This window comes from Aurantimonas sp., from assembly GCF_964217435.1.
Taxonomy (GTDB): domain Bacteria; phylum Pseudomonadota; class Alphaproteobacteria; order Rhizobiales; family Rhizobiaceae; genus Aurantimonas; species Aurantimonas coralicida.
Window position 1 is genome coordinate 62938 of record NZ_CAXPJM010000022.1, and the last position, 20030, is coordinate 82967.

A 20030-nucleotide genomic window follows, 5' to 3' on the forward strand; every position below is an offset into this window, starting at 1 on the left:
TGCGACTTGAACTGCCGCGGCGCTGGCCCGGCGCGAACGCGCTGTCAGGTGGCGGTGCCCAGCAATGTCAGGATGCCGGCGACGATCAGCAGGCAACCGGCCAACTCGAGCCGGGCGATCTTCTCGCGGAACCAGAACACCGACGAGGCGAAGGTGAAGATCAGTTCGATCTGGCCGAGCGCGCGGACATAGGCGACCTTTTCCAGCGTCATGGCGGTGAACCAGCAGGCCGAGGCCGAGACGCCGACGAGGCCAACCAGCAGCGCCGGCCGCCAGGCCCTGGCGACGGCGACGAGTTCGGCCCGGTCCTTCAGCGCCATCCAGACGAGCATCACGGCGGTCTGGATGCCGGTCGCCCAGACGAGCGTTGTCGCCGCCCGCGCGAGTACGCCGCCCTCCTCCAGCGACAGCGACGCGCCGCGGAAGCAGACGGCCGAGATGCCGAAGAAGGCGCCCGAGGCGATGCCGATCCCCGCCTCGCGCGAGAAGAGCGCCCGGCGCAGGCTGGTGCCGCCCTTGCGCCCGGCGATCGAGATCAGCCCGACGCCGAAGGCGCCCGCCAGGATCGCGCCGAAGGCGAGCCAGGAGATCGTCTCGCCGAGGATGATCAGGCCGAAGATCGCCGCCTGCACCGGCTCGGTCTTGGAATAGGCCGTGCCGACCATGAAATTGCGGAAGCCGAACAGATAGACCAGCAGGAAGGTCGCGAGGATCTGGGCGATGCCGCCCGCCGCCACGGCGACGAGAAAGGTCGCGTTCACCCCCGGCAGGGTGGCGCCGCCGAGGATGTCGAGCGCCACGATGTAGAGCACGGCGAAGGGAAAGCCGAAGCCGAAGCGCGCGAAGGTCGCGCCGGTCGAGCCCATCCGGCCCTTCAGCTGTCGCTGCAGCGACGAGCGGAGGTTTTGCAGGAAGGCGGCGGTGATGGTAATCGGAATCCAGAGCGGCACGGGCGATCCGTCAGTTTGTCTTACCGCCCTCGCTCCCCTATTCGGCGACGCTTGGCAAGGCGCCCGACGCTCGAACCTTCCGGACCCCATGACCGCTCACTCGCCGATCCGCCAGACCGCCGATGCCCGCCCGCAGGATTTCGCCCATGTGACGGAGTGGGTCTTCGATCTCGACAACACTCTGTATCCGCGCCACACCAACCTGTTCTCGCAGATCGACCAGCGGATGACGGCCTTCGTCTCGGACTTCCTGACGCTGCCGAAGGACGAGGCGCGGGTGGTGCAGAAGGATTTCTACCGGCGCTACGGCACGACCCTGCGCGGGCTGATGCAGGAGCATGACGTCGATCCCGACGCCTTCCTGCAATATGTCCACGACATCGACTATTCCTGGCTCGCGCCCGACACCGCCCTGGGCGACGAGATCCGCGCCCTGCCGGGCCGCAAGTTCATCTTCACCAATGGCGATCGCGGCCATGCCGAACGCGCCGCGCGTCAGCTCGGCATTCTCGACCATTTCGAGGATATCTTCGACCTCGTCGCGGCCGGGCTGGTGCCCAAGCCCGCCTCCCAGACCTACGACAAGTTCCTTGGCCTGCACCGGGTCGATGCGGAGCGCGCCGTGATGTTCGAGGACCTGGCGCGCAATCTGGAAGTGCCCAAGGCGCTGGGCATGCGCACGGTGCTGATCGTGCCGCGCAACCTGGAAGAGAGCTTCGGCGACGTGTGGGAGCACGAAGGCCGCGACGGCGAGCATATCGACTTCGTCACCGACGACCTGACGACCTTCCTGCGCTCCATCCGCTAGGCGCGATGCAAAAGGGCGACCGGATGAGATCCGATCGCCCTGCCTGCTCGTCGCGTGTCATCGATGTCAGTCGCCGAGAAGCGACCGGTTCGGGCGCGCCAGCCCTGCCTGCCCGTCGGTCGCCGCATCGGCAATCAGGTCGGATTCGGCTTTCCCGCTCTTGGGGCCCTTCTGGTTGGCCTCGAAGATCGCTTCCATCTGTTCGGTGCCGTTGGGCGCCGTGCCGCCCTTCGCCTGCTCGCGCTCGGCCTTGCTCTGCGCATCGAGATCGCTGCGCTCCGCCGGGTGCTTCTCGCCGTCCTTGGCCATGTGCTGGGGCGTGTCGCGATCCTGCTGGTCGCGCATCATCTGAGAGTCGGTGTCGGTCTTCGTCATTGCGTTCTCCTGTCCCGGGTCACGGCGCATCGCGCCGGTGATCTTGCGGAAGCAACGCCGCGTCCGCGACGCGGGTTCCGGAACGGGCGATCAGCACGCCCCAACGCAAAATGCCGCCGCCGGCAGAGAACCGGCGACGGCATTCTTCATGGATTGCGCGGGAGATGCCGCGAATTCAGCGACCGACGCAGATGATCGGCAGAACCGAATCCTTCACCGCCGCGGTGGCGTCGGGGACGCTTTCCAGCGGCAGCGAGGCGTCGGCGGTCTCATAGGCGACGGCGTTGCGGTCGAGGAAGGCGACGGCCGCATCGGGGCGGACGGCGAAATTGATCGACTGCGGGATGTCGCCCGTCGCATCGGCGACCGCCACCGCGTTCAGCTTGGCGGTGACCACGCCGACGACACGTCCTGCCAGATCGACGAGGGGGCCGCCGGAATTGCCCGGCTGCACCGGCGCCGAGATCTGCAGATAGCGCTCATCATTGGCCAGACCCAGGAGCGACGAGACGTTGCCGCGGGTCACGTTGAGGGAATCGGCCAGGATCGAACGCAGCGGGTAGCCGAGCGCAAGGACGTCCTCGCCCAGACGCGGCTTCGACACGGACATCGCCAGCGGCTCGCCGACCACACCGTCGACCTTGACCAGCGCCAGGTCGTTGTCGGTGTCGAGGATCGTCTTCGTGGCGACCTGCTGCTCGCCGACGAGCACGCTGGTGCAGGCCCGCACGACATGGGCGTTGGTCAGGAGCCAGCCATCGCTCGAGACGACGAAGCCGCTGCCGGCCATGTCGAATTCCGGCTTCTGCGGAACCGGGGCCGGCGCGGCCTTGGCCGGGGCCGGGGACGGCATCTCGAAGAGATTCGGCTGCTTCGGGTCGACCGAGGCCATCGCATAGCGGGATTCGAAGGCGCCATTGGTGTGGCTGCGAGCTAGCAGCGCCGAGAAGGCGTTCGGCTCGCGCGAGGCGACCAGCGGCGCCTGCGGCTCGCCGGCGAAGGGCTCGAACAGATTGCCGGCCACAGCCACATAGGGCCGCATCACCTTGGCCCGGTCCTTGGCGTAAGACACCGAGAAGCCGCGCAGATCGCCACCCTTTGCCGAGAAGCGCATGACATAATGGTGGTCGCCGGCATTGCCGTCGAGGGTGAACCACTCGCCACCGAACTCGGCATTGGCAACGCTGCGGTCGGGGGTCGGCGTGCTGAGAACGTCGAACAGGCCGCGCAGGGTCTGGCCGGTGCCGGCGATGCGGACGGTCTCGATCTCGACTGTCTTGTCGGCGGCGCGCCACAGATGGCCGACATCCGTCGGACCCAGATCCTCGACGAGACGCATCGGCAGCGGCACGCGCTGGCCGGTGACCGCATCATCGATCAGCGCCATGCCGGTCGCCGCTTCGGCGCCGTCAGACTTCTGGATCAGGAGACGCAGCATCGCCTCGTCGATAACGCCGTCCGCGACCATGCCGTGCCGGGCCTGGAAATCGCGAATGGCGCGCAGCGAGGATGCCGCGATGTGGCCGTCGAAGGCACCGGCGTAGTCGCCGGTCCAGGACAGGCGGATCTGCAGGCCCTTGCGGAAATCGAGATCGGTCTGGTCGTTGTAGGCGACGGCCAGTTGCGAGCCCTGCGCGCCGAAAGACGGCGTCGCCATGGGCATGGTGCCCAGAGCCAGTACCGTCATCAAAACCCGCGCCGAGCGCCGCATGTCATCCCCCATCATCAACCGGTGACAGACAAGCAACGTAGGATGCGCGAAATCGATCCACGAGTCCTTTACTTTTTCTTAATATGGTTGCGAATGCAATTCTTCCTGCGACTGACGAAAGTTCCGCCAGTAGACATCCGGCCTGTTGCTGTCCGCTTCAGACCGCGGTCAGACGGTGCCCGGCGCCGTGCGTGTCACCGGCCCGGTGGCCGTTCCGTCATCGCCGAGTTCCGCCGCCTCGATCCGCTCGCCGCGCCGCATCAGCTTGTCGGTCGACACCAGGATCTGGTCGATGTCGCGGCCCGCCTGTCCGAAATGCGTACGCAGCGCCGACACCCGCGCGTCGAGCCGGACGAGGTCCTCGCCCAGAAGCCGGACCTCCTTCTGGATACGCCCAGCCTCGGCCCGCATCCGGGCATCCTTGAGGATCGCCTGCACCACCTGGATCGACAGGAGCAGCAGCGATGGCGAGACGATCACCACCCGCGCCCGGTAGGCCTTCTGGACGATATCCTCGAAACGCTCGTGCAGTTCGGCGAACACCGCCTCGGACGGCACGAACAGGAAGGCCGTGTCCTGGGTCTCGCCGGGGATCAGATATTTGTCGGCGATGGCCCGCACATGCACGTCCATGTCGCGGCGCATCCGGCTGGCGGCGAAGGTCCGCGCCTCGTCGCTCTCGGCCTCGCGCAGGGCGGTGAAGGCCTCCAGCGGAAACTTCGCGTCGATCGCCAGCGACGGCGCGCCGTTCGGCATGCGGATCAGACAGTCCGGCCGCTTGCCGTTCGACAGGGTCGCCTGGAAGGAATAGGCGGCCGAGGGCAGCGCGTCGGCGACGATCGCCTGCATCCGCCCCTCGCCGAAGGCGCCACGGCTCTGCTTGTTGGACAGGATGTCCTGCAGCCGGACGACCTCGCCGGCGAGCCCGCGGATCTCGCCCTGCGCCCGGTCGATCACCGCCAGCCGTTCGGTCAGGGCGGTCAGCGAGGCGCTGGTCGCCGTGCCGGTCTCGCGGATCGACTGACCGACGCGGGTGGACAGACCGTCGAGCCGCTCGGCCAGCGTCCGGGTCAGGTCCGCCTGCCGCGAACCGATGATCTCGGCCATGGTCTGCATGCGGCCGGTGATCTCGGCCTGGGAGCGCAGCACCGCGTCGAGCCGCTCCGATGCCTCGCTGTCGCTGCGGTCGGCATGGTCGCCCGCCTCCCGCGCGGCGCGGCTGGCCCGCCGCCACAAGATGAAGAACAGGGCTGCCAACCCCGCCAGCAACGCTTCGGCCAGCGTCAGCGGATGATCGCCGAGAAAGATGACGGGAGCCGAGAAGGCTGCGGCGAAGGCGGCGCTGTCCATGACCGAACTCTAGCGGGCGACCCTTAACGAATCGGGACCAAAACGCGAACATAGACCATCCCGCCCCGCCTGACGACGGCGGGGCCATCATCCGGACCGGCGGAAAGCCGGCCGCGGCCTTCATCCGAGATTGACCGGCTTCGTGCCAGCCATTACCTGAACGCCATGACGATCAAGCCCCTCATCATCCTGCCAGACCCGGTTCTGCGCCAGACCTCCAAGCCTGTCGAAACGGTCGACGACCAGGTGCGTCGCCTCGCCGACGACATGCTGGAGACGATGTACGATGCCCCCGGCATCGGCCTTGCCGCGATCCAGATCGGCGAGCCGCTGCGCATGATGGTGATCGACGTCTCCAAGGAAGAGGAGGAGAACGCGCCGCGCATCTTCCTCAATCCGGAGATCCTGACAACCTCCGACGCGGTCAGCGTCTACGAGGAAGGCTGCCTGTCGATCCCGGACTATTACGCCGAGGTCGAACGGCCGGCCGAGGTCACGGTGCGCTATCTCGGCCTCGACGGGAAGATGCACGAGGAAACCGCTGACGGCATTCTGGCGACCTGCGTGCAGCACGAGCTCGACCATTTGAACGGCGTCCTGTTCATCGATCACATCTCCAAGCTGAAGCGCGACATGGTGGTGAAGAAGTTCACCAAGGCCGCCCGCAGGACCGCCTGAGCGACGCGGAGGGGACCATGGCGCTGCGCGTCGTCTTCATGGGAACGCCGGCCTTCTCGGTGCCGACGCTCGCCGCCCTGGCGGCGGCTGGTCACGACATCGCCGCCGTCTACACCCAGCCGCCGCGCAAGGCCGGCCGCCGCGGCCTGACGCTGACGCCCTCGCCGGTTCAGCGCGAGGCCGAACGGCTCGGCCTGCCGGTGCGCGCGCCGCTGAACTTCAAGGATCCGGCCGATCGCGAAGCCTTCGCCGCCCTCGACTGCGACGTCGCGGTAGTGGTCGCCTACGGGCTGCTGCTGCCCCAGGCAGTGCTCGACATGCCCCGCCAGGGCTGTCTCAACGGCCACGGCTCGCTGCTGCCGCGCTGGCGCGGTGCCGCGCCGATCCAGCGCGCCATCGAGGCGGGCGATGCCGAAACCGGCATGATGGTCATGCGGATGGAAGCCGGCCTCGACACCGGCCCGGTTGCGCTGACCGCCGAAACCCCGATCGCCGCGACCGACACGACCGCCGAGCTGCACGACCGGCTGGCGGAGATCTGCGCGACGCTGATGGTCGAAGCGCTCGACAAGCTCGAAGCCGGCACCCTGACCTTCGAGGATCAGGACTCGATCGCCGCCCGCACCGGCCGCGCGCCGGTCTATGCCGCCAAGATCGACAAGGCCGAGGCGGCGCTCGACTTCGCCGGCGACGCGTCCGGCATTGCCCGCAGGATCAACGCCTTTTCGCCCTTCCCCGGCGCCTGGACGATGATGAACTTCGGCAGCGCGCCCGAACGGGTGAAGTTCCTGCGCGCTGCGGCCGAGACTGGCGACGGCGCGCCCGGCACGCTTCTCGACGACCGGCTGCTGATCGCCTGCGGCACGGGCGCGCTTCGCGTCCTCGAGTTGCAGCGGGCTGGCGGACGCCGCATGAGCGCCGAAGAGCTTCTCAAGGGAACGCCGGTTCCGGCGGGCGGCCGCGCCGGCGCGGCCTGATGCCCCGTTTCAAGCTGACCATCGAATATGACGGCACGCCCTATTGCGGCTGGCAGCGTCAGAAGACCGATTTGTCGGCGCAGGAGGTGATCGAGACGGCGGTGGCAGGCTTCACCGGCGAAGCCGCGACGCTGTTCGCGGCCGGACGCACCGATGCCGGCGTCCATGCGAGCGGCCAGGTCGCCCATGTCGATCTGCAGCGCGACTGGGAGCCAGACACGGTGCGCGACGCGCTCAACGCGCATCTGCGTGACGCGCCCATCGCGATCCTCTCGGCCGAGCGGGTGGCCGACGATTTCGACGCCCGCTTCTCGGCCCGCAAGCGCTTCTATCTCTACCGCATCTTCAACCGACGGGCGCCGACGGCACTGCTGATCGGCCGTGTCTGGTGGGTGTCGAAGCCGCTCGATGTCGATGCCATGCACGCGGCAGCCCAGCGCCTTGTCGGCACCCACGATTTCGATACCTTCCGCTCCGCCCATTGCCAGGCGAAGAACCCGATCCGCACGCTGGAGCAGCTGGATGTCGTCCGCGGCCCGGGCGAGGAGATCCACATCCACGCCATGGCGCAGTCCTTCCTGCACAACCAGATCCGCTCATTCGCCGGATCGCTGAAGCTGGTCGGCGAAGGCCGCTGGAGCGAGGCGGACCTCGTTGCCGCGCTGGAAGCCCGCGACCGCAAGCGCTGCGGCCCGGTGGCGCCGCCGGACGGGCTGTATCTGACCCGGGTGGAATACGGCACCGCGCCGAAGCGCACCCTGCCGCCCTATCCGGGCTGAACGCGCGTCAGATCAGCCGGATGCCGGTCAGGTCCATCACCGCGCCATAGCTGACCAGCGAGATGACGATCATGCCGATGGTGATGATCGCCGCCCCGGCCATGTCCTTGCCGGTGGCCATGTAGATCAGCCGCACGGTGAGCGCGATGGAGGCGATGGTCACCAGGAGGCCGAGCGCCGAGAGGCCGTTGCCGGGCCCGAAGGCGAGCATCAGCAGCCAGTAGGGTGCGAACACCCAGGCCAGCAGCGCCCCGCCCCAGTTCGTCGCCACCACCAAGGGCACGATCTTGCGCGAATAGCCGACCCGCTTGGCGACCAGCATCAGGATCAGGATCGGCAGCGTCCAGGCGAGGAAATCCGCCAGCGCATGGGCGCCATAGACCGGCACCGCGCCGTAGCCGGCCGCCGTGCCGGTGCGCGGCGCCGACGTCTCGAACTCGATCCAGGACAGGGCCACGGGCGGCAGCGCCACGAGCATGGCCGAAAACGACTGCCAGAAGCCGTCCGCCGACAGGTCGAGGCGCTTCAGCCCTTCGGCGCGCCCGGCCATCAGGAGGGCGACGCCGGAAAAGAAGTTCAGGACGTGGTCGAGACTCGGCACCAGATCAGGCGTGGGCGGCAAACCAGCGGGCGATGAAGGTTTCATAGATCCTCGTCAGCGTCTCGAGATCTTCGACGGGCACCCGTTCATTGGACATGTGCATCGTCTTGCCGACAAGCCCGAATTCCACAACCGGGCAAAAGTCCTTGATGAACCGGGCGTCCGACGTGCCGCCGGAGGTCGACAATTGCGGCTGGCGGCCGGTGACCGCCTCCACCGCGCCGGCCAGCGCCTGCGTCAACGCGTCGTCCCGCGTCAGGAAGGAGTCCGATGGCCGTGCCCGCCAGACGATCTCGACATTGGCGGCATCCCGGCCTTCCCGGAACCGCCCCGAAGCGGCCGCCGCCTCGACGCGCCGGGTCAGTTCGGCCTTGAGGCTGTCCGGCGTCCAGCGGTCGCTGAACCGCACGTTGAAGAACAGGCGCGCGCGTGCCGGAATGACATTGACCGACCCGTTGCCCGTGTCGATGGAGGTGATCTCCAGATTGGAGGCCGGAAATTCCGCCGATCCCGCGTCCAGCGGTTCGTCCATCAGCGCCTCGGCAATGGCCGTGAGGGAGCGCAGCGGATTGTCGGCGAGGTGCGGATAGGCGACATGGCCCTGAACGCCCGTGATGCGCACCTCGGCCGACAGCGACCCGCGCCGGCCGATCTTGATCATGTCGCCCATCGCCGCCGGATTGGTCGGCTCGCCGACGACGCAGGCGTCGAAGCGTTCACCGCGCGCCGTCGCCCAGTCGAGGAGCTTCACCGTGCCGTTGACTGCCGGGCCCTCCTCGTCGCCGGTGATCAGCAGCGAGACCTGCCCGGCCGGACGCGCGACCCGCTTCACATGGCGCGCATAGGCCGCGACGAAGGCGGCAATGCCGCCCTTCATGTCGACGGCGCCCCGGCCATAGAGCTCGCCACCGACGATCGCCGCCGAGAACGGCCCTTCGCGCCAGTCGCTCTCGTCGCCCGGCGGCACCACGTCCGTGTGTCCGGCAAAGACCAGATGCGGCCCGGCCGCTCCGGCGCGGGCGAACAGATTCTCGACGTCGGGCGTGTCGGTGTCGGAAAACACCGGGCGTTCGACGGCAAAGCCCAGCGGCGCCAGCATCTCTTCCAGCGCGGCAAGCGCCCCGCCTTCGGCGGGCGTCACGGAGGGGCAGCGGATCAGCCGCGTGAGGAGCGCGACCGGGTCGGTCGCATCATCGTTGCGGGCGGTGGAAACGGGCGAGGAAACAGTGTCGGTCATGGCCCACCGGGATAGATCAGATGATGCCGCAACGCCACCAGTGGCGGCCGTCTTCCCCGATCCGGCTCCGTGCCACGTTTCCGCCGCCTTCGGGACGGACAGGCAGCACAGGGGACATTGCGCGAGGGAACTTCCATGACACTGCCGAGGACCGCCATTGCCGGCTCTGCGTGCGTCACACGGGCCGCATTGTTCGGCATGATCGCGTCGCTGGCGGCCCTTGCCGGCTGCATCGCCGACGGCCCGGGCGGATCGCCCATGGGGATTGCCGTCGCCGGCAAGGAAACGGCGGACGCGGCCGACGATGCGGACGCACCGGCGGAAGCCGATGTCGCCGTCGCCGCCAGAGAGGCGAAGGCCGCGGCCGAGACCGGCACGATCTCCGGCAGCGCCTCCCTCGACAGGCTGATCGAACGCCATGCCGCCGAGGCCGGTGTTCCCGCCCCCCTCGCCTATGCGGTCGTGCGGGTGGAAAGCCGCTACAATCCCAAGGCGCGCGGCAACGGGGTCTACGGCCTCAGCCAGATCAAGCCGGCCACGGCCCGGTCGCTGGGCTTTTCCGGCCCGACCAGCGCCCTCTTCGACGCCGACACCAACCTCACCTACGGCATGAAATATCTGAAGGGCGCCTGGGAAAAGGGCGGCCACGACGTCTGCCAGGCGTCGATGAAGTACAAGGGCGGCCACCGCGCCACCCGCATGAGCGCCTCGGCCCAGCGCTATTGCTCCGCCGTCAAGGCGCACATGGCCGAAGTGTCGAAGCGCCGCCGGACACCCGGAACGGTCGCCGAGCCCGAATCCGAACCGGGCCTGATGGGCACGCTCGTCGCCGCCGTGACGCCGGCCCCCGAAAAGCCCGCTGCAACGCCGGCCAAGGCCGCACGGCCTGCCGCAGCCGCGCCGACAACGGCCACCGAGGTCGCGACCGCTGCGCCGGCCAGTGAACCGGCCGCAGCGCAACGCGGCGACACGCCCGTGGTCGCAGCCGCCTATGTCGCGGCACCGAAGCCTGCGGCGATCCCGCGGCCCGTTGCGCGTACCGAAGCAGGCGAGACGGCCGCATCAGCGCCCCAGCCTGCGGCGGCCCCGGCTCCTGAAAACGGCAAGGGCGGCCGCCTTGCCTCGCGCCCGGCCAGCGCACCCGCCGATGCCGATTCCCTCGCCGCCCGCATGGCCGGCACGGGCGATCCGGCGACGGAACTGCGCGGCAGCGCAGCGGACTGAGCGCCGGCTTCGCCTAGAGCCGGTCCGCGGGCCGCTAGTCCGTCTTGTCGGAAACCACCAGCATCGGCCCCAGCCGGTCGCGGCGATAGTCGATGCCGCCGTCAGGATAGGACAGGCTCGATACCTTGCCGTCCAAGAACAGCGCGTCGCGGCAGCCGAGCCGGTCGCGGAAGAAGACGGCGAAATCCCAGAAATTGACCGGGCTGCGCGACAGGACGAGACGCACGGTCCGCCCGTCCGCGCTGGCGCAGACGCCGTTGCGCACATGCCGGCTGTCGGAACCGTCGATGAAGCGCGGATGCAGCTTGCCGTCGATGAGCAGCATCGGTCCCGACTGCGTCGCGAGCGTCGGCTGGCGTGGCGCGGCGAGATAGGCGTCGGTGGTCAGGACCGCGGCGCGGCCATTCTCGACGAAGAATACGCCATTCGGCTGCATCGAGTAATTGCCGCTGCCGGTGCCGCGCACCAGCGGGCTGACCTCGACGCCGTCCTGCACCGCGAGGCCGACCGGACGGCGATCCTCGTGATACATGCCGGCATTCATGATCAGGCGGACGCGGCCATCGACGCTCGCCGCGGCGCGCTCGAAGGTCCGGTAGGGCGCATTGCTCGCGTCGACGGCGCGCAGTGCCAGATCGGTGCGATCCAGCGGCACGTCGCAGACCAGATACTCCACCCCCGCCGCAACTTCGCTGCGGCAAAGGCCGTCATGGCCGGCCGGCAGCGACGGCACACCCTGCAGCCAGCCGAACAGGCCGCTCGCCGCGATCAGCGAGAGAGGCCAGAAGGTTCGCAGTCGCGCCATCGCGGATCGGCCTTGGGAGCAAGGGTCGCGGCTTGGGGCCGCGACGCCGGGTCAGTTGCGCAGGAGCTCGTTGATCGAGGTCTTGGAGCGGGTGCGCTCGTCGACGCGCTTGACGATGACGGCGCAGTAGAGGCTCGGCCCCGGCTCGCCATTGCCCATCGGCTTGCCCGGCATCGAGCCCGCGACGACCACCGAATAGGGCGGCACTTCGCCATAGGAGATCGTGCCGGTGGTGCGGTCGACGATCTTGGTCGACTGGCCGAGGAAGACGCCCATGCCGAGCACCGAACCTTCGCGCACGATGCAGCCCTCGACGACCTCGGAACGGGCGCCGATGAAGCAGCCGTCCTCGATGATCGTCGGACCGGCCTGCATCGGCTCCAGCACGCCGCCGATGCCGACGCCGCCCGACAGATGCACGTTCTTGCCGATCTGCGCGCAGGAACCGACCGTCGCCCAGGTATCGACCATCGTGCCCTCGTCGACGAAGGCGCCGAGATTGACGAAGGACGGCATCAGGACGACGCCCTTGCCGATATGGGCCGAGCGGCGCACCACCGCGTTCGGCACGGCGCGGAAGCCCATCTCGCGGAAGCGGTCGGCGTTCCAGCCCTCGAACTTCGACGGGACCTTGTCCCACCAGGTCGCCCCGCCCGGGCCGCCTTCGATGACGGTCATGTCGTTAAGGCGGAAGGACAGGAGCACCGCCTTCTTCAGCCACTGGTGCACGGTCCAGCTGCCGTCGGCCTCGCGGCTGGCGACGCGCGCCTCGCCGCGGTCGAGCATGTCGAGCGACGCCTCGACGGCATCGCGGACTTCGCCGGTCGTCGATGCCGAGATCGAGTCCCGGTCCTCGAAGGCACGTTCAATGGTGGTTTCGAGGGCGGCGCGATCCGGCGCGGTCATCGGCGAACTCCTGCAGAATGGGGAAAATGCGGGCGCTGCGCACCCTGACCAAGTCGGCGCGGACCCTAGTTGAAGGCCCTGAGGCGGTCAATCGACGGCCCATGCAGGCGACGAGGCAGACACGATGAACGACACACCCCGCAACCAGAACGGCTGGGACCCCTTTCCGAGCTCGCGGCGGGACAAGGAAGAGACGGCAGTACAGGTCGATACCCCGCAGACCCGCTCCCCCACCTATGCGCTGGCCTATGCCGACGACGACTTCCTGACCCGGGAGGAGACCCGCGGCATCCGCCTTCAGCTGGAACTGATGAAACCCGAACTGGCGCTGAACGAGGCAGGCATCCTGTCCACCGTCGTGCTGTTCGGCGGCGCCCGCATTCCCGAGCCGGGCACCGAGGCCTGGGCGGCGCGCAACGAGACCCAGCGCCGCAATCTCGAGGCCAATTCGAAATTCTACGAGGAGGCCCGCCGCTTCGCCGCCATCGCCTCGCAGCATTCGGCCAACAGCCATGGCGGCAAGGAATATGTCATCGTCACCGGCGGCGGTCCCGGCGTCATGGAAGCCGGCAATCGCGGCGCGGCCGATGTCGACGCCCTGTCGATCTCGCTCAACATCACCCTGCCCCACGAACAGGCGCCGAACCGCTTCGCTACACCGGAACTGTGCTTCAATTTCCACTATTTCGCCGTCCGCAAGATGCACTTCCTGCTACGGGCGAAGGCGATGGCGATCTTCCCCGGCGGCTTCGGCACCATGGACGAATTGTTCGAGGCGCTGACGCTGATCCAGACCCGGCGAATGCAGCGCATTCCGGTGCTTCTGTTCGGAGAGAGCTTCTGGCGCCGCGTGATCAACCTGGAGGCGCTCGCGGAGGAAGGCACGATCGCGCCGGAAGACCTCGATCTCGTGACCTATGTCGACACGGCCGAGGACGGCTGGGCGGCGATCCGGAAATTCTACGATTTCTGAGGATGCATCGGCGGGACGTCCGAGATCACCGCACCGCCCCCTGACGCCCGTCGTCTTATGGGCTCTACCCGAGGATCCACGCCTCTGCGCTTAGCGACCATTCCGTCGGAGATCAGCGACGCGTCACCGGGTACGGCATGGGTCCTCGGGTCAAGCCCGAGGATGACGACCTTGTTGGAAGGAGTGGTCTTCCGCTGAGGTTGGGCTCGAAGCCCCGGCAGGCGGAACCTGCGGTGGGCGGACTTACTGGTCCGCCTGCCCCATCCGGGCGCGGAGCGCCTCGCAGGGGTCGGCAATGTCGTTGCGCGGCGTGAAGATCGTGTAGTCGTAGGGCGCCGGCGCATCGCTCGACAGGCCGTAATCGGCGGCCTCGGCCTCGCCATCGCTGACCTCGACCATCTGCACCGCGACCGTGGCCGCATCCGGATCGCGCTCCGCGAGGATGTTCGGTACACCGCGATCCTTGCGGACATGGCCGGAGCCGGCGATCAGCACGGCGCTGCCGCTCTCTTTCGCCGCATCGACCAGCGCGTCGGCCAGTGCGCCGTCGCGGGCCCGCTGGACCGTGGCCATGGCGCCGATGGCGCCCTCCGGCATCAGCCCGCAATGAGCGGTTCTGATGGTTTCGGCCAGCGCGTCCGCCTGTTCCGCCGGCACTTCGAGGCGCAGCGACAGGCGTTCGATCTCGGCTTCGCTCAGGGCATCGAGACCGTTTTCGCCGATCGCACGGATCGTCTGGCGGTCGAGATCGCCGGCACGAAGCGTCAGGTCCTCGGCGACGGCCGCCTCGAAGACCGGCTGGTAGATCGAAAAGGCCGGCCAGCCGCGGTCGGACCATTGCAGATGCTCGGAGAGCGACGCGACATCGCGGTCACCGGTCTCGGCAAACTCTTCCAGAACGTCGGCAAAGCTTTCCGGGATCATCTCGAAGACCACGGCCGGCTCGCTGCCCAGCTTGGCCAGCCCGCCGATAATGTCGGCCTGCAGCTGGTGATGATCGGGATTGTCGTGGATTTCGCCGAGAAGCAGATAGCGGGCGCCGCTGGCGGCCCCCATCAGCGTGTCGCGGCTGGAACGCGCACCGCGCGCATCGAAGACTTCGCCGACCAGCGGATTGTCGCGGAAATGCTCCGACTGCCAGGCGGTCGCCATCGTCGGTAGGTTGGCGGTCGAAGCACTTGTCGAACTGCCGGTCGTCGCCGCCACCTTCAGCGACAGCGTGCGCGAACTGCCGGCCTGCGCGAGTTCGGCGAGCTTGGCCGATGCGGATGTCGCGACGGGCTTCGACACGGCCGGCTGGGCCAGTTCCCGGACGTCCGGCGTGCCGTCACCATCGGCGTCGAACGGCTCGACGGTCGCGACCGCGATTTCGGAAAAGGCGTTGTCGGCCGGGCGGACGAGGGAAACGTCGAGGGACAGATCGGATTTCGGCGCGACGAACTCGGCGACATCGGTGCCGGCGTCCATCTGCGGCATGACGAGGTCGGCCGTCTTGCCGACGGCGTAACCGAGCCCCGCAAGGAGCATGATGCTGGAAGGTATCCAGATCCGTCGTTTCAATCGGTTTCCCCAAAAACGATTGCAAAGCCCGGAGCGCGAATCGTGCGAGCCGATCCGCAATCTATTGGCTCAGGATGTGGCGAAACTATTGCAGCGACGGACGAAGGTCACGCAAGCCCTGAAAGGGGTGCAGGTTCGGGCAAGGGCCAGTCACGGGCCGGATGGATAGGGCGGACGGTTCGAAGACCTGCTTCGAACCGTCCGCGTCGCCTCCCCAGGCAACTCCCGCCGCTTGGCAGGCGATCGTGCCGCCTGCTCTCCTCGGGTTCCGTCATCTTGGGTACAAGCCACGTCCCGCCGGCGAAAGGTCGTGGCCGCAACAGGGGAAAGGTTTTGGCAGGGATCGTGTACGAGAGGTTAAATCAACTGTGGATAGCATCACAGCGCGCCGGCGAGTGCCCTTGTCGGCCAGCACGTCTCGCCCATTCCGGCCTTGAGCTGGAACGCCCCGATCGAGCGCCGCGTCTTGAAGCCCGCAAGCCCGTCCGCCCCGCCGACATCGTAGCCGCGCGCCTCCAGCTTCTGCTGCATGCGTGCGACGTCGCCCCGCGTCAGCCGGTCGGTGGCCTTCCAGTCTCCCGCCAGCGGTCCCGCCCCGAGCATCCGGTCGGCGACATGACCGACGAACAGGGCGTAGAGGTCGGAGTTGTTATAGGCCTTGATGACGTAGAAATTCGGGGTGGCGATGAAGGCCGGGCCGAAGCGGCCGGCCGGCATCATCAGGTGGCCTCGTGCCGCCAGTTCGTGACCCGGAAACGGCCGGCCCGAGACGCGCGTCACGCCGGCGGCGACGAATTCCGAGATCGGACGACCGAGATCAGGTCCTTCATTGGCGCAGGAGACGGCGGCCGGCACCCGCGCTTCGAAGCCCCAGTCGCGGCCCGGCTGCCAGCCGGCCTGCTGCAGGTAATGGGCGATCGAGGCCAGCGTGTCGGGCACCGAGTTCCAGATGTCCTTTCGCCCGTCGCCGTCGAAATCCACGGCCAGCGCCAGGAACTTCGACGGCATGAATTGCGGCTGGCCGAGCGCGCCGGCCCAGGACGACTTCATCTCCGAGGTCTTCAGATGGCCGTCGGCGACGATCTGCAGGGCGGCGAGCAGTTCCTCGCGAAACATCGCCTTGCGGCGTGAGAGATAGGCCTTGGTCCCCAGCACCTCGAAGGCGTCATGGGGGATATTCGCCGCGCCGAAGGCCGATTCCCGCCCCCAGATGGCGACGATGATCGGGGCCGGCACGCCGTAGCGCGCCTCGATCCGGTCGAGAACGGCGCGGTATTTCGCGATCAGGGCGCGCCCCTGGCGGGCATTGCCGGCCACCGCGCCTTCCGACAGATAGGCCGCGCCGCTCTTAAACTCGGCCTGGAAGTTCGTCTCCGCGACGGTCGCCTTCGCGCCGGGAAGCTGCAGGTCGGGCAGCTTAAGATTGGGCGACACGCCCTTGAACGCCGCGTCGAACACCGGCCGCGGCACCCCGCGCGCTCTGGCGGCGGGCCAGATGTCGGCCTCGAGGAAATTGCGGAAACCGGCCGTCAGGTTCTGCGCGCTGGCCGGCGCGAACGTCGCGGCACACAGGAGAACGACGGCGATGAGGAAACGAAGCGATAGCTGCATCGCCTGAGGGTAGCCGGCTCTGCGGAGCGCGCCAAGACCGGCGATGGATGGACGGCGGGCGCGCGCCCGGCCTAGCCTTCGTGCCGCCAAACCGATGAAACCGACGCGGAGGATGCGGCATGGAGCAATATACCGGCGGCTGCCTGTGCGGCGACGTGCGCTTCGTGGCGACGGGCCGGCCCGATCGTGTCGGCCTTTGCCATTGCCTCGACTGCCGCAAGCATCACGGCGCCCTGTTCTACGCCGCCGCTGTTTTTCACCACGACGCCGTGACGGTCTCCGGCGAAACGCGTGCCTATGCGGGGCGGCATTTCTGCCCGCGCTGCGGCGCGTCCGTCTTCGCCTGCACCGGTGACGAGACCGAACTGCATCTCGGCGCGCTGGACGCCCCGGACCAGCTGACGCCCACCTATGAATGCTGGACGATCCGCCGCGAAGCCTGGCTGCCGCCCTTCCCGGTCGCGGCACGATACGCCCGCGATCGCGACGCCGCGGATGGCGACGAGCCATAGATTACCAGTGCGAGTATGAAGCCGCCCTCAGAGCCCGGTGCGCGAGCGCATGGCGGCCGAGAGCGTGCCTTCGTCGAGATAGTCGAGCTCGCCGCCGACGGGGACGCCATGGGCGAGACGCGTGACCCGCACCTCGAAGCCTTCGAGCTGGTCCATCAGGTAATGCGCCGTCGTCTGGCCCTCGACCGTGGCGTTCACGGCGAGGATCAACTCCTTCACCCCACCCTTGTGGACGCGCTCGACGAGTTGCCGGATGGTGAGGTCGTCGGGGCCGATCCCGTCGAGCGGCGACAGGACGCCGCCAAGCACGTGATAGGCCGCGTTCAGCGCCTTGGCCCGCTCCAGCGCCCAGAGGTCCGAGACGTCTTCCACGACGATCACGATCGACTGGTCGCGCGAACCGTCGGTGCAGATCGTGCAGGGATCGAAGGTGTCGATATTGCCGCAGACCGAGCAGATCGTCACCTTGTCCAGCGCCTCGCCCATGGCGGCCGACAGGGGCGCCAGAAGCTGCTCGCGCCGCTTGACGAGATGAAGCGCCGCGCGGCGCGCCGAACGGGGACCAAGGCCTGGGAGCTTGGCAAGCAGCTGGATCAGCCGCTCGATCTCCGGGCCTGCAATGGGTTTGGCCATGAGGGTCTAGATGCCGCCGGGACGCCTCAGAACGGCAGGCTCATGCCGGGGGGCAGCTGCAGGCCGGCGGTCAGTTCCTGGGTCTTTTCCTGGATGGCCGCATCGAGCTTGCCCTTGGCGTCGTTATGCGCCGCCATGACGAGATCCTCGACGATGTCCTTCTCGTCTTCCTTCAGCAGCGAGGGATCGATCGCGATGCCCTGCATCTCGCCCTTGCCGGTCAGCGTGACCGACACGACGCCGCCGCCGGCCTGGCCGGTCACGGTGATGGAAGCGATCTCTTCCTGGAGGCCGGCCATCTTGGCCTGCATCTCCTTGGCCTGCTTCATCATGCCCATCAGGTCTTTCATCGCGATCTCCTAGATGTCGTCGTCGTCGGACAGCTCCGACGGATCGACCAGAATGTCGTCCTCGACCACGTCCGAAACAAGCGCTGCCTCCTCGGCCGCCGCCTCGGCGTCGCCGCGCAGCCGCACATCGACGACCTTGGCGCCGGGAAACGAGGCGAGGATCGCCGCGACTTCCGGGTCGGATTCGGCGTCGAGCAACAGCGTGTTGCGGCGTGCGGTCGCGACCTCGTCGAGGGTCGGCTTCGCCTCGCCGTTGGAAATGGTCACCACCCAGCGGCGCCCGGTCCAGTCGTGCAGCTTGCGGGTGAGATCGGTAATCAGCGTGCGCGGCGCCTCCGGCGTCAGCGCGACCTCGAGCCGCCCCGGCACCAGCTTCACCAGCCGCAGATAGCGCTGGATCGACACGGTCATCAGCGAATCGCGCTTGGATTCGGCCAGCGCGACGAGCTGTTCCAGCGTGGCGATCTGGATCTCGGGCTGTCCCTCCTGCACGACCGGACGGGTCTGCGGCCGCGAGCTCTGCCCGCCGCTCATGCGGGCGCTCATCATCCCGGAGGATTGCGGGCCGCCCGCCTGTGCCGCGGCGCCTTGTGCCGACGGCGCGGCGATGGCCTGCGTCGGCGCAGGAGCCGAACCGCCGGAGCCGGACGCTGCCGCCCCGTTGCCGCTGCCCTGCCCGTGCCCGGCCGCGCCGTTGCCGCCGGCCGGTGTCGGGGCCGGGGCCGGCAGATTGCCGAGCTCGCCGCTGCGGATCAGCCGCACCAGATCGTCGGGCGACGGCAGGTCGGCGGCATGGGCGATGCGGATCAACGCCATTTCGGCAGCCTGGCGCGGCGCATTGGCGTTGCGCGTCTCCTCCAGCGCCTTCAGCAGCATCTGCCAGACCTGACCGAGAGTGCGGATCGACAGGCTCTTGGAAAATTCCAGGCCGCGCTCGGCCTCCATCGGCGACAGCGCCGCGTCCTCGGCCGCATCGGGCACGAAGCGCAGCGTCGTCACGAGATGGGTGAAATCGGCAAGGTCGGCGAGAACCACGGCCGGATCGGCGCCGACGACATACTGGTCGCGCAGTTCCTTCAGCGCCGCCGCGGCGTCGCCCTTCATCAGATATTCGAACAGATCGATGATCCGGACCCGGTCGGCGAGGCCCAGCATGTCGCGCACCGCCTGCGCGGTCACAGCGCCCGCCCCGTGGGCGATCGCCTGGTCGGTCAGGGACAGGGCGTCGCGCACCGAGCCTTCGGCGGCGCGGGCGATCAGCCGCAGCGCGTCCTCGTCGACCTCGACATGTTCGGCCGCCGCGATCTTCGTCAGATGCGCCATCAGCGTTGCCGATTCGACGCGCCGCAGGTCGAAGCGCTGGCAGCGCGACAGGACAGTGACCGGCACCTTGCGGATCTCGGTCGTCGCGAAGACGAACTTCACATGCTCCGGCGGCTCCTCAAGCGTCTTCAGCAGGCCGTTGAAGGCCTGCGTCGACAGCATGTGGACCTCGTCGATGATGTAGACCTTGTAGCGCGCCGAGACCGGGCGGTAGCGCACCTGCGCGATGATCTCGCGCACGTCGTCGATGCCGGTATGGGACGCCGCATCCATCTCGACCACGTCGACATGCCGGCCTTCCATGATCGCCTGGCAGTGGATGCCCGGCTCGCCCATGTGGATCGTCGGCTGGTCGATCTCGTCGGTCTGGTAGTTCAGCGCCCGCGCCAGGATGCGCGCCGTGGTGGTCTTGCCGACACCGCGCACGCCGGTCAGCATCCAGGCCTGGGCGATGCGGCCGGTCTCGAAGGCGTTGGTCAGGGTGCGGACCATCGGCTCCTGGCCGATCAGATCGTCGAAGGAGCGCGGGCGATACTTGCGCGCCAGCACCCGATAGGGCGCGGCGTCGCCGGCCTCGGATGAAATCGCAGTGCCGCTTTCGATATCGCTCATCGCGCCCTGGGTCCGGAAATTCGCGTCGCGGGATGGCGGTCGCCTGCCACCTGTC

General features: G+C 68.2%; 20 protein-coding genes. 7 read left to right on the forward strand and 13 right to left on the reverse strand.

The genetic code is table 11. The features are described 5' to 3' along the window. Positions 1-44: 44 nt before the first annotated feature. Complete coding sequence (locus ACEQX1_RS09565) at positions 45-950, reverse strand: EamA family transporter (RefSeq protein ID WP_370196771.1); 906 nt, start codon at positions 948-950, stop codon at positions 45-47. 88 nt (positions 951-1038) lie between these two features. On the opposite strand from ACEQX1_RS09565, the gene ACEQX1_RS09570 reads away from it, so the two are divergent. After that, on the forward strand, positions 1039-1758 hold the full coding sequence (locus ACEQX1_RS09570; RefSeq protein ID WP_029703511.1) for a pyrimidine 5'-nucleotidase: 720 nt from the start codon (positions 1039-1041) through the stop codon (positions 1756-1758). Positions 1759-1824: 66 nt separating this feature from the next. On the opposite strand, the gene ACEQX1_RS09575 is transcribed toward ACEQX1_RS09570, so the two are convergent. The 3 genes from ACEQX1_RS09575 to ACEQX1_RS09585 form a co-directional block, all read right to left on the reverse strand. Next, positions 1825-2133 carry a hypothetical protein gene (locus tag ACEQX1_RS09575; RefSeq protein WP_370195677.1) on the reverse strand — a complete coding sequence of 103 codons (309 nt, stop codon included), beginning with the start codon at positions 2131-2133 and terminating at the stop codon, positions 1825-1827. Positions 2134-2308: 175 nt separating this feature from the next. Continuing rightward, complete coding sequence (locus ACEQX1_RS09580; protein ID WP_370196772.1) at positions 2309-3820, reverse strand: trypsin-like peptidase domain-containing protein; 1512 nt, start codon at positions 3818-3820, stop codon at positions 2309-2311. A 192-nt stretch (positions 3821-4012) separates the two neighbouring features. Then, the gene (locus tag ACEQX1_RS09585; protein WP_370196773.1) at positions 4013-5194 is read right to left on the reverse strand and encodes a DNA recombination protein RmuC; all 1182 of its coding nucleotides are present in this window, start codon (positions 5192-5194) and stop codon (positions 4013-4015) included. Between the two features lie 165 nt (positions 5195-5359). On the opposite strand from ACEQX1_RS09585, the gene def reads away from it, so the two are divergent. The 3 genes from def to truA are packed head-to-tail and all read left to right on the forward strand — an operon-like array spanning position 5360 to position 7628. Then, on the forward strand, positions 5360-5872 hold the full coding sequence (gene def, locus ACEQX1_RS09590) for a peptide deformylase (RefSeq protein WP_024351634.1): 513 nt from the start codon (positions 5360-5362) through the stop codon (positions 5870-5872). 17 nt (positions 5873-5889) lie between these two features. Then, a complete protein-coding gene (gene fmt / locus ACEQX1_RS09595; RefSeq protein WP_370195090.1) occupies positions 5890-6849 on the forward strand; it encodes a methionyl-tRNA formyltransferase in 960 nt (319 codons plus the stop codon). Continuing rightward, complete coding sequence (gene truA, locus ACEQX1_RS09600) at positions 6849-7628, forward strand: tRNA pseudouridine(38-40) synthase TruA (RefSeq protein ID WP_188076975.1); 780 nt, start codon at positions 6849-6851, stop codon at positions 7626-7628. Before fmt ends, truA begins: the two co-directional genes overlap by 1 nt. 7 nt (positions 7629-7635) lie before the next feature. Here the strand turns inward: truA and ACEQX1_RS09605 are convergent, their stop codons facing one another. After that, the gene (locus tag ACEQX1_RS09605; RefSeq protein ID WP_277027287.1) at positions 7636-8229 is read right to left on the reverse strand and encodes a hypothetical protein; all 594 of its coding nucleotides are present in this window, start codon (positions 8227-8229) and stop codon (positions 7636-7638) included. A gap of 4 nt (positions 8230-8233) precedes the next feature. Continuing rightward, positions 8234-9466 (reverse strand): succinyl-diaminopimelate desuccinylase, encoded by a 1233-nt coding sequence (gene dapE / locus ACEQX1_RS09610; RefSeq protein ID WP_370195092.1) that lies wholly within the window; start codon positions 9464-9466, stop codon positions 8234-8236. 135 nt (positions 9467-9601) lie between these two features. On the opposite strand from dapE, the gene ACEQX1_RS09615 reads away from it, so the two are divergent. Continuing rightward, entirely contained in the window at positions 9602-10690 is a 1089-nt protein-coding gene (locus tag ACEQX1_RS09615) for a transglycosylase SLT domain-containing protein (RefSeq protein ID WP_370195093.1), read from the forward strand. A 34-nt stretch (positions 10691-10724) separates the two neighbouring features. On the opposite strand, the gene ACEQX1_RS09620 is transcribed toward ACEQX1_RS09615, so the two are convergent. Further along, positions 10725-11495, reverse strand: coding sequence for a phosphodiester glycosidase family protein (locus ACEQX1_RS09620; RefSeq protein ID WP_370195094.1), 771 nt, complete (start codon positions 11493-11495; stop codon positions 10725-10727). Between the two features lie 51 nt (positions 11496-11546). Next, the gene (gene dapD, locus ACEQX1_RS09625; protein ID WP_187391937.1) at positions 11547-12401 is read right to left on the reverse strand and encodes a 2,3,4,5-tetrahydropyridine-2,6-dicarboxylate N-succinyltransferase; all 855 of its coding nucleotides are present in this window, start codon (positions 12399-12401) and stop codon (positions 11547-11549) included. A 124-nt stretch (positions 12402-12525) separates the two neighbouring features. On the opposite strand from dapD, the gene ACEQX1_RS09630 reads away from it, so the two are divergent. Continuing rightward, on the forward strand, positions 12526-13374 hold the full coding sequence (locus tag ACEQX1_RS09630; protein ID WP_187391936.1) for an LOG family protein: 849 nt from the start codon (positions 12526-12528) through the stop codon (positions 13372-13374). Between the two features lie 243 nt (positions 13375-13617). Here ACEQX1_RS09630 and ACEQX1_RS09635 read toward each other — a convergent pair whose 3' ends face one another. Together ACEQX1_RS09635 and ACEQX1_RS09640 are read right to left on the reverse strand one after the other, a co-directional pair. Then, on the reverse strand, positions 13618-14934 hold the full coding sequence (locus ACEQX1_RS09635) for a ChaN family lipoprotein (protein ID WP_370195095.1): 1317 nt from the start codon (positions 14932-14934) through the stop codon (positions 13618-13620). A gap of 378 nt (positions 14935-15312) precedes the next feature. Next, the gene (locus ACEQX1_RS09640; protein WP_370195097.1) at positions 15313-16545 is read right to left on the reverse strand and encodes a lytic murein transglycosylase; all 1233 of its coding nucleotides are present in this window, start codon (positions 16543-16545) and stop codon (positions 15313-15315) included. A 119-nt stretch (positions 16546-16664) separates the two neighbouring features. Here ACEQX1_RS09640 and ACEQX1_RS09645 point away from each other — a divergent pair, with 119 nt between their 5' ends. Continuing rightward, complete coding sequence (locus tag ACEQX1_RS09645) at positions 16665-17057, forward strand: GFA family protein (protein ID WP_370195098.1); 393 nt, start codon at positions 16665-16667, stop codon at positions 17055-17057. A 27-nt stretch (positions 17058-17084) separates the two neighbouring features. Here ACEQX1_RS09645 and recR read toward each other — a convergent pair whose 3' ends face one another. Genes recR through ACEQX1_RS09660 form a run of 3 tightly spaced genes read right to left on the reverse strand, consistent with a single transcriptional unit; the run spans position 17085 to position 19948 of the window. Further along, on the reverse strand, positions 17085-17690 hold the full coding sequence (recR, locus tag ACEQX1_RS09650) for a recombination mediator RecR (protein ID WP_009208116.1): 606 nt from the start codon (positions 17688-17690) through the stop codon (positions 17085-17087). Positions 17691-17716: 26 nt separating this feature from the next. Further along, positions 17717-18040 (reverse strand): YbaB/EbfC family nucleoid-associated protein, encoded by a 324-nt coding sequence (locus ACEQX1_RS09655; protein WP_009208115.1) that lies wholly within the window; start codon positions 18038-18040, stop codon positions 17717-17719. A 9-nt stretch (positions 18041-18049) separates the two neighbouring features. Next, positions 18050-19948 (reverse strand): DNA polymerase III subunit gamma/tau, encoded by a 1899-nt coding sequence (locus tag ACEQX1_RS09660; RefSeq protein WP_370195118.1) that lies wholly within the window; start codon positions 19946-19948, stop codon positions 18050-18052. Between the last annotated feature and the right edge of the window lie 82 nt (positions 19949-20030).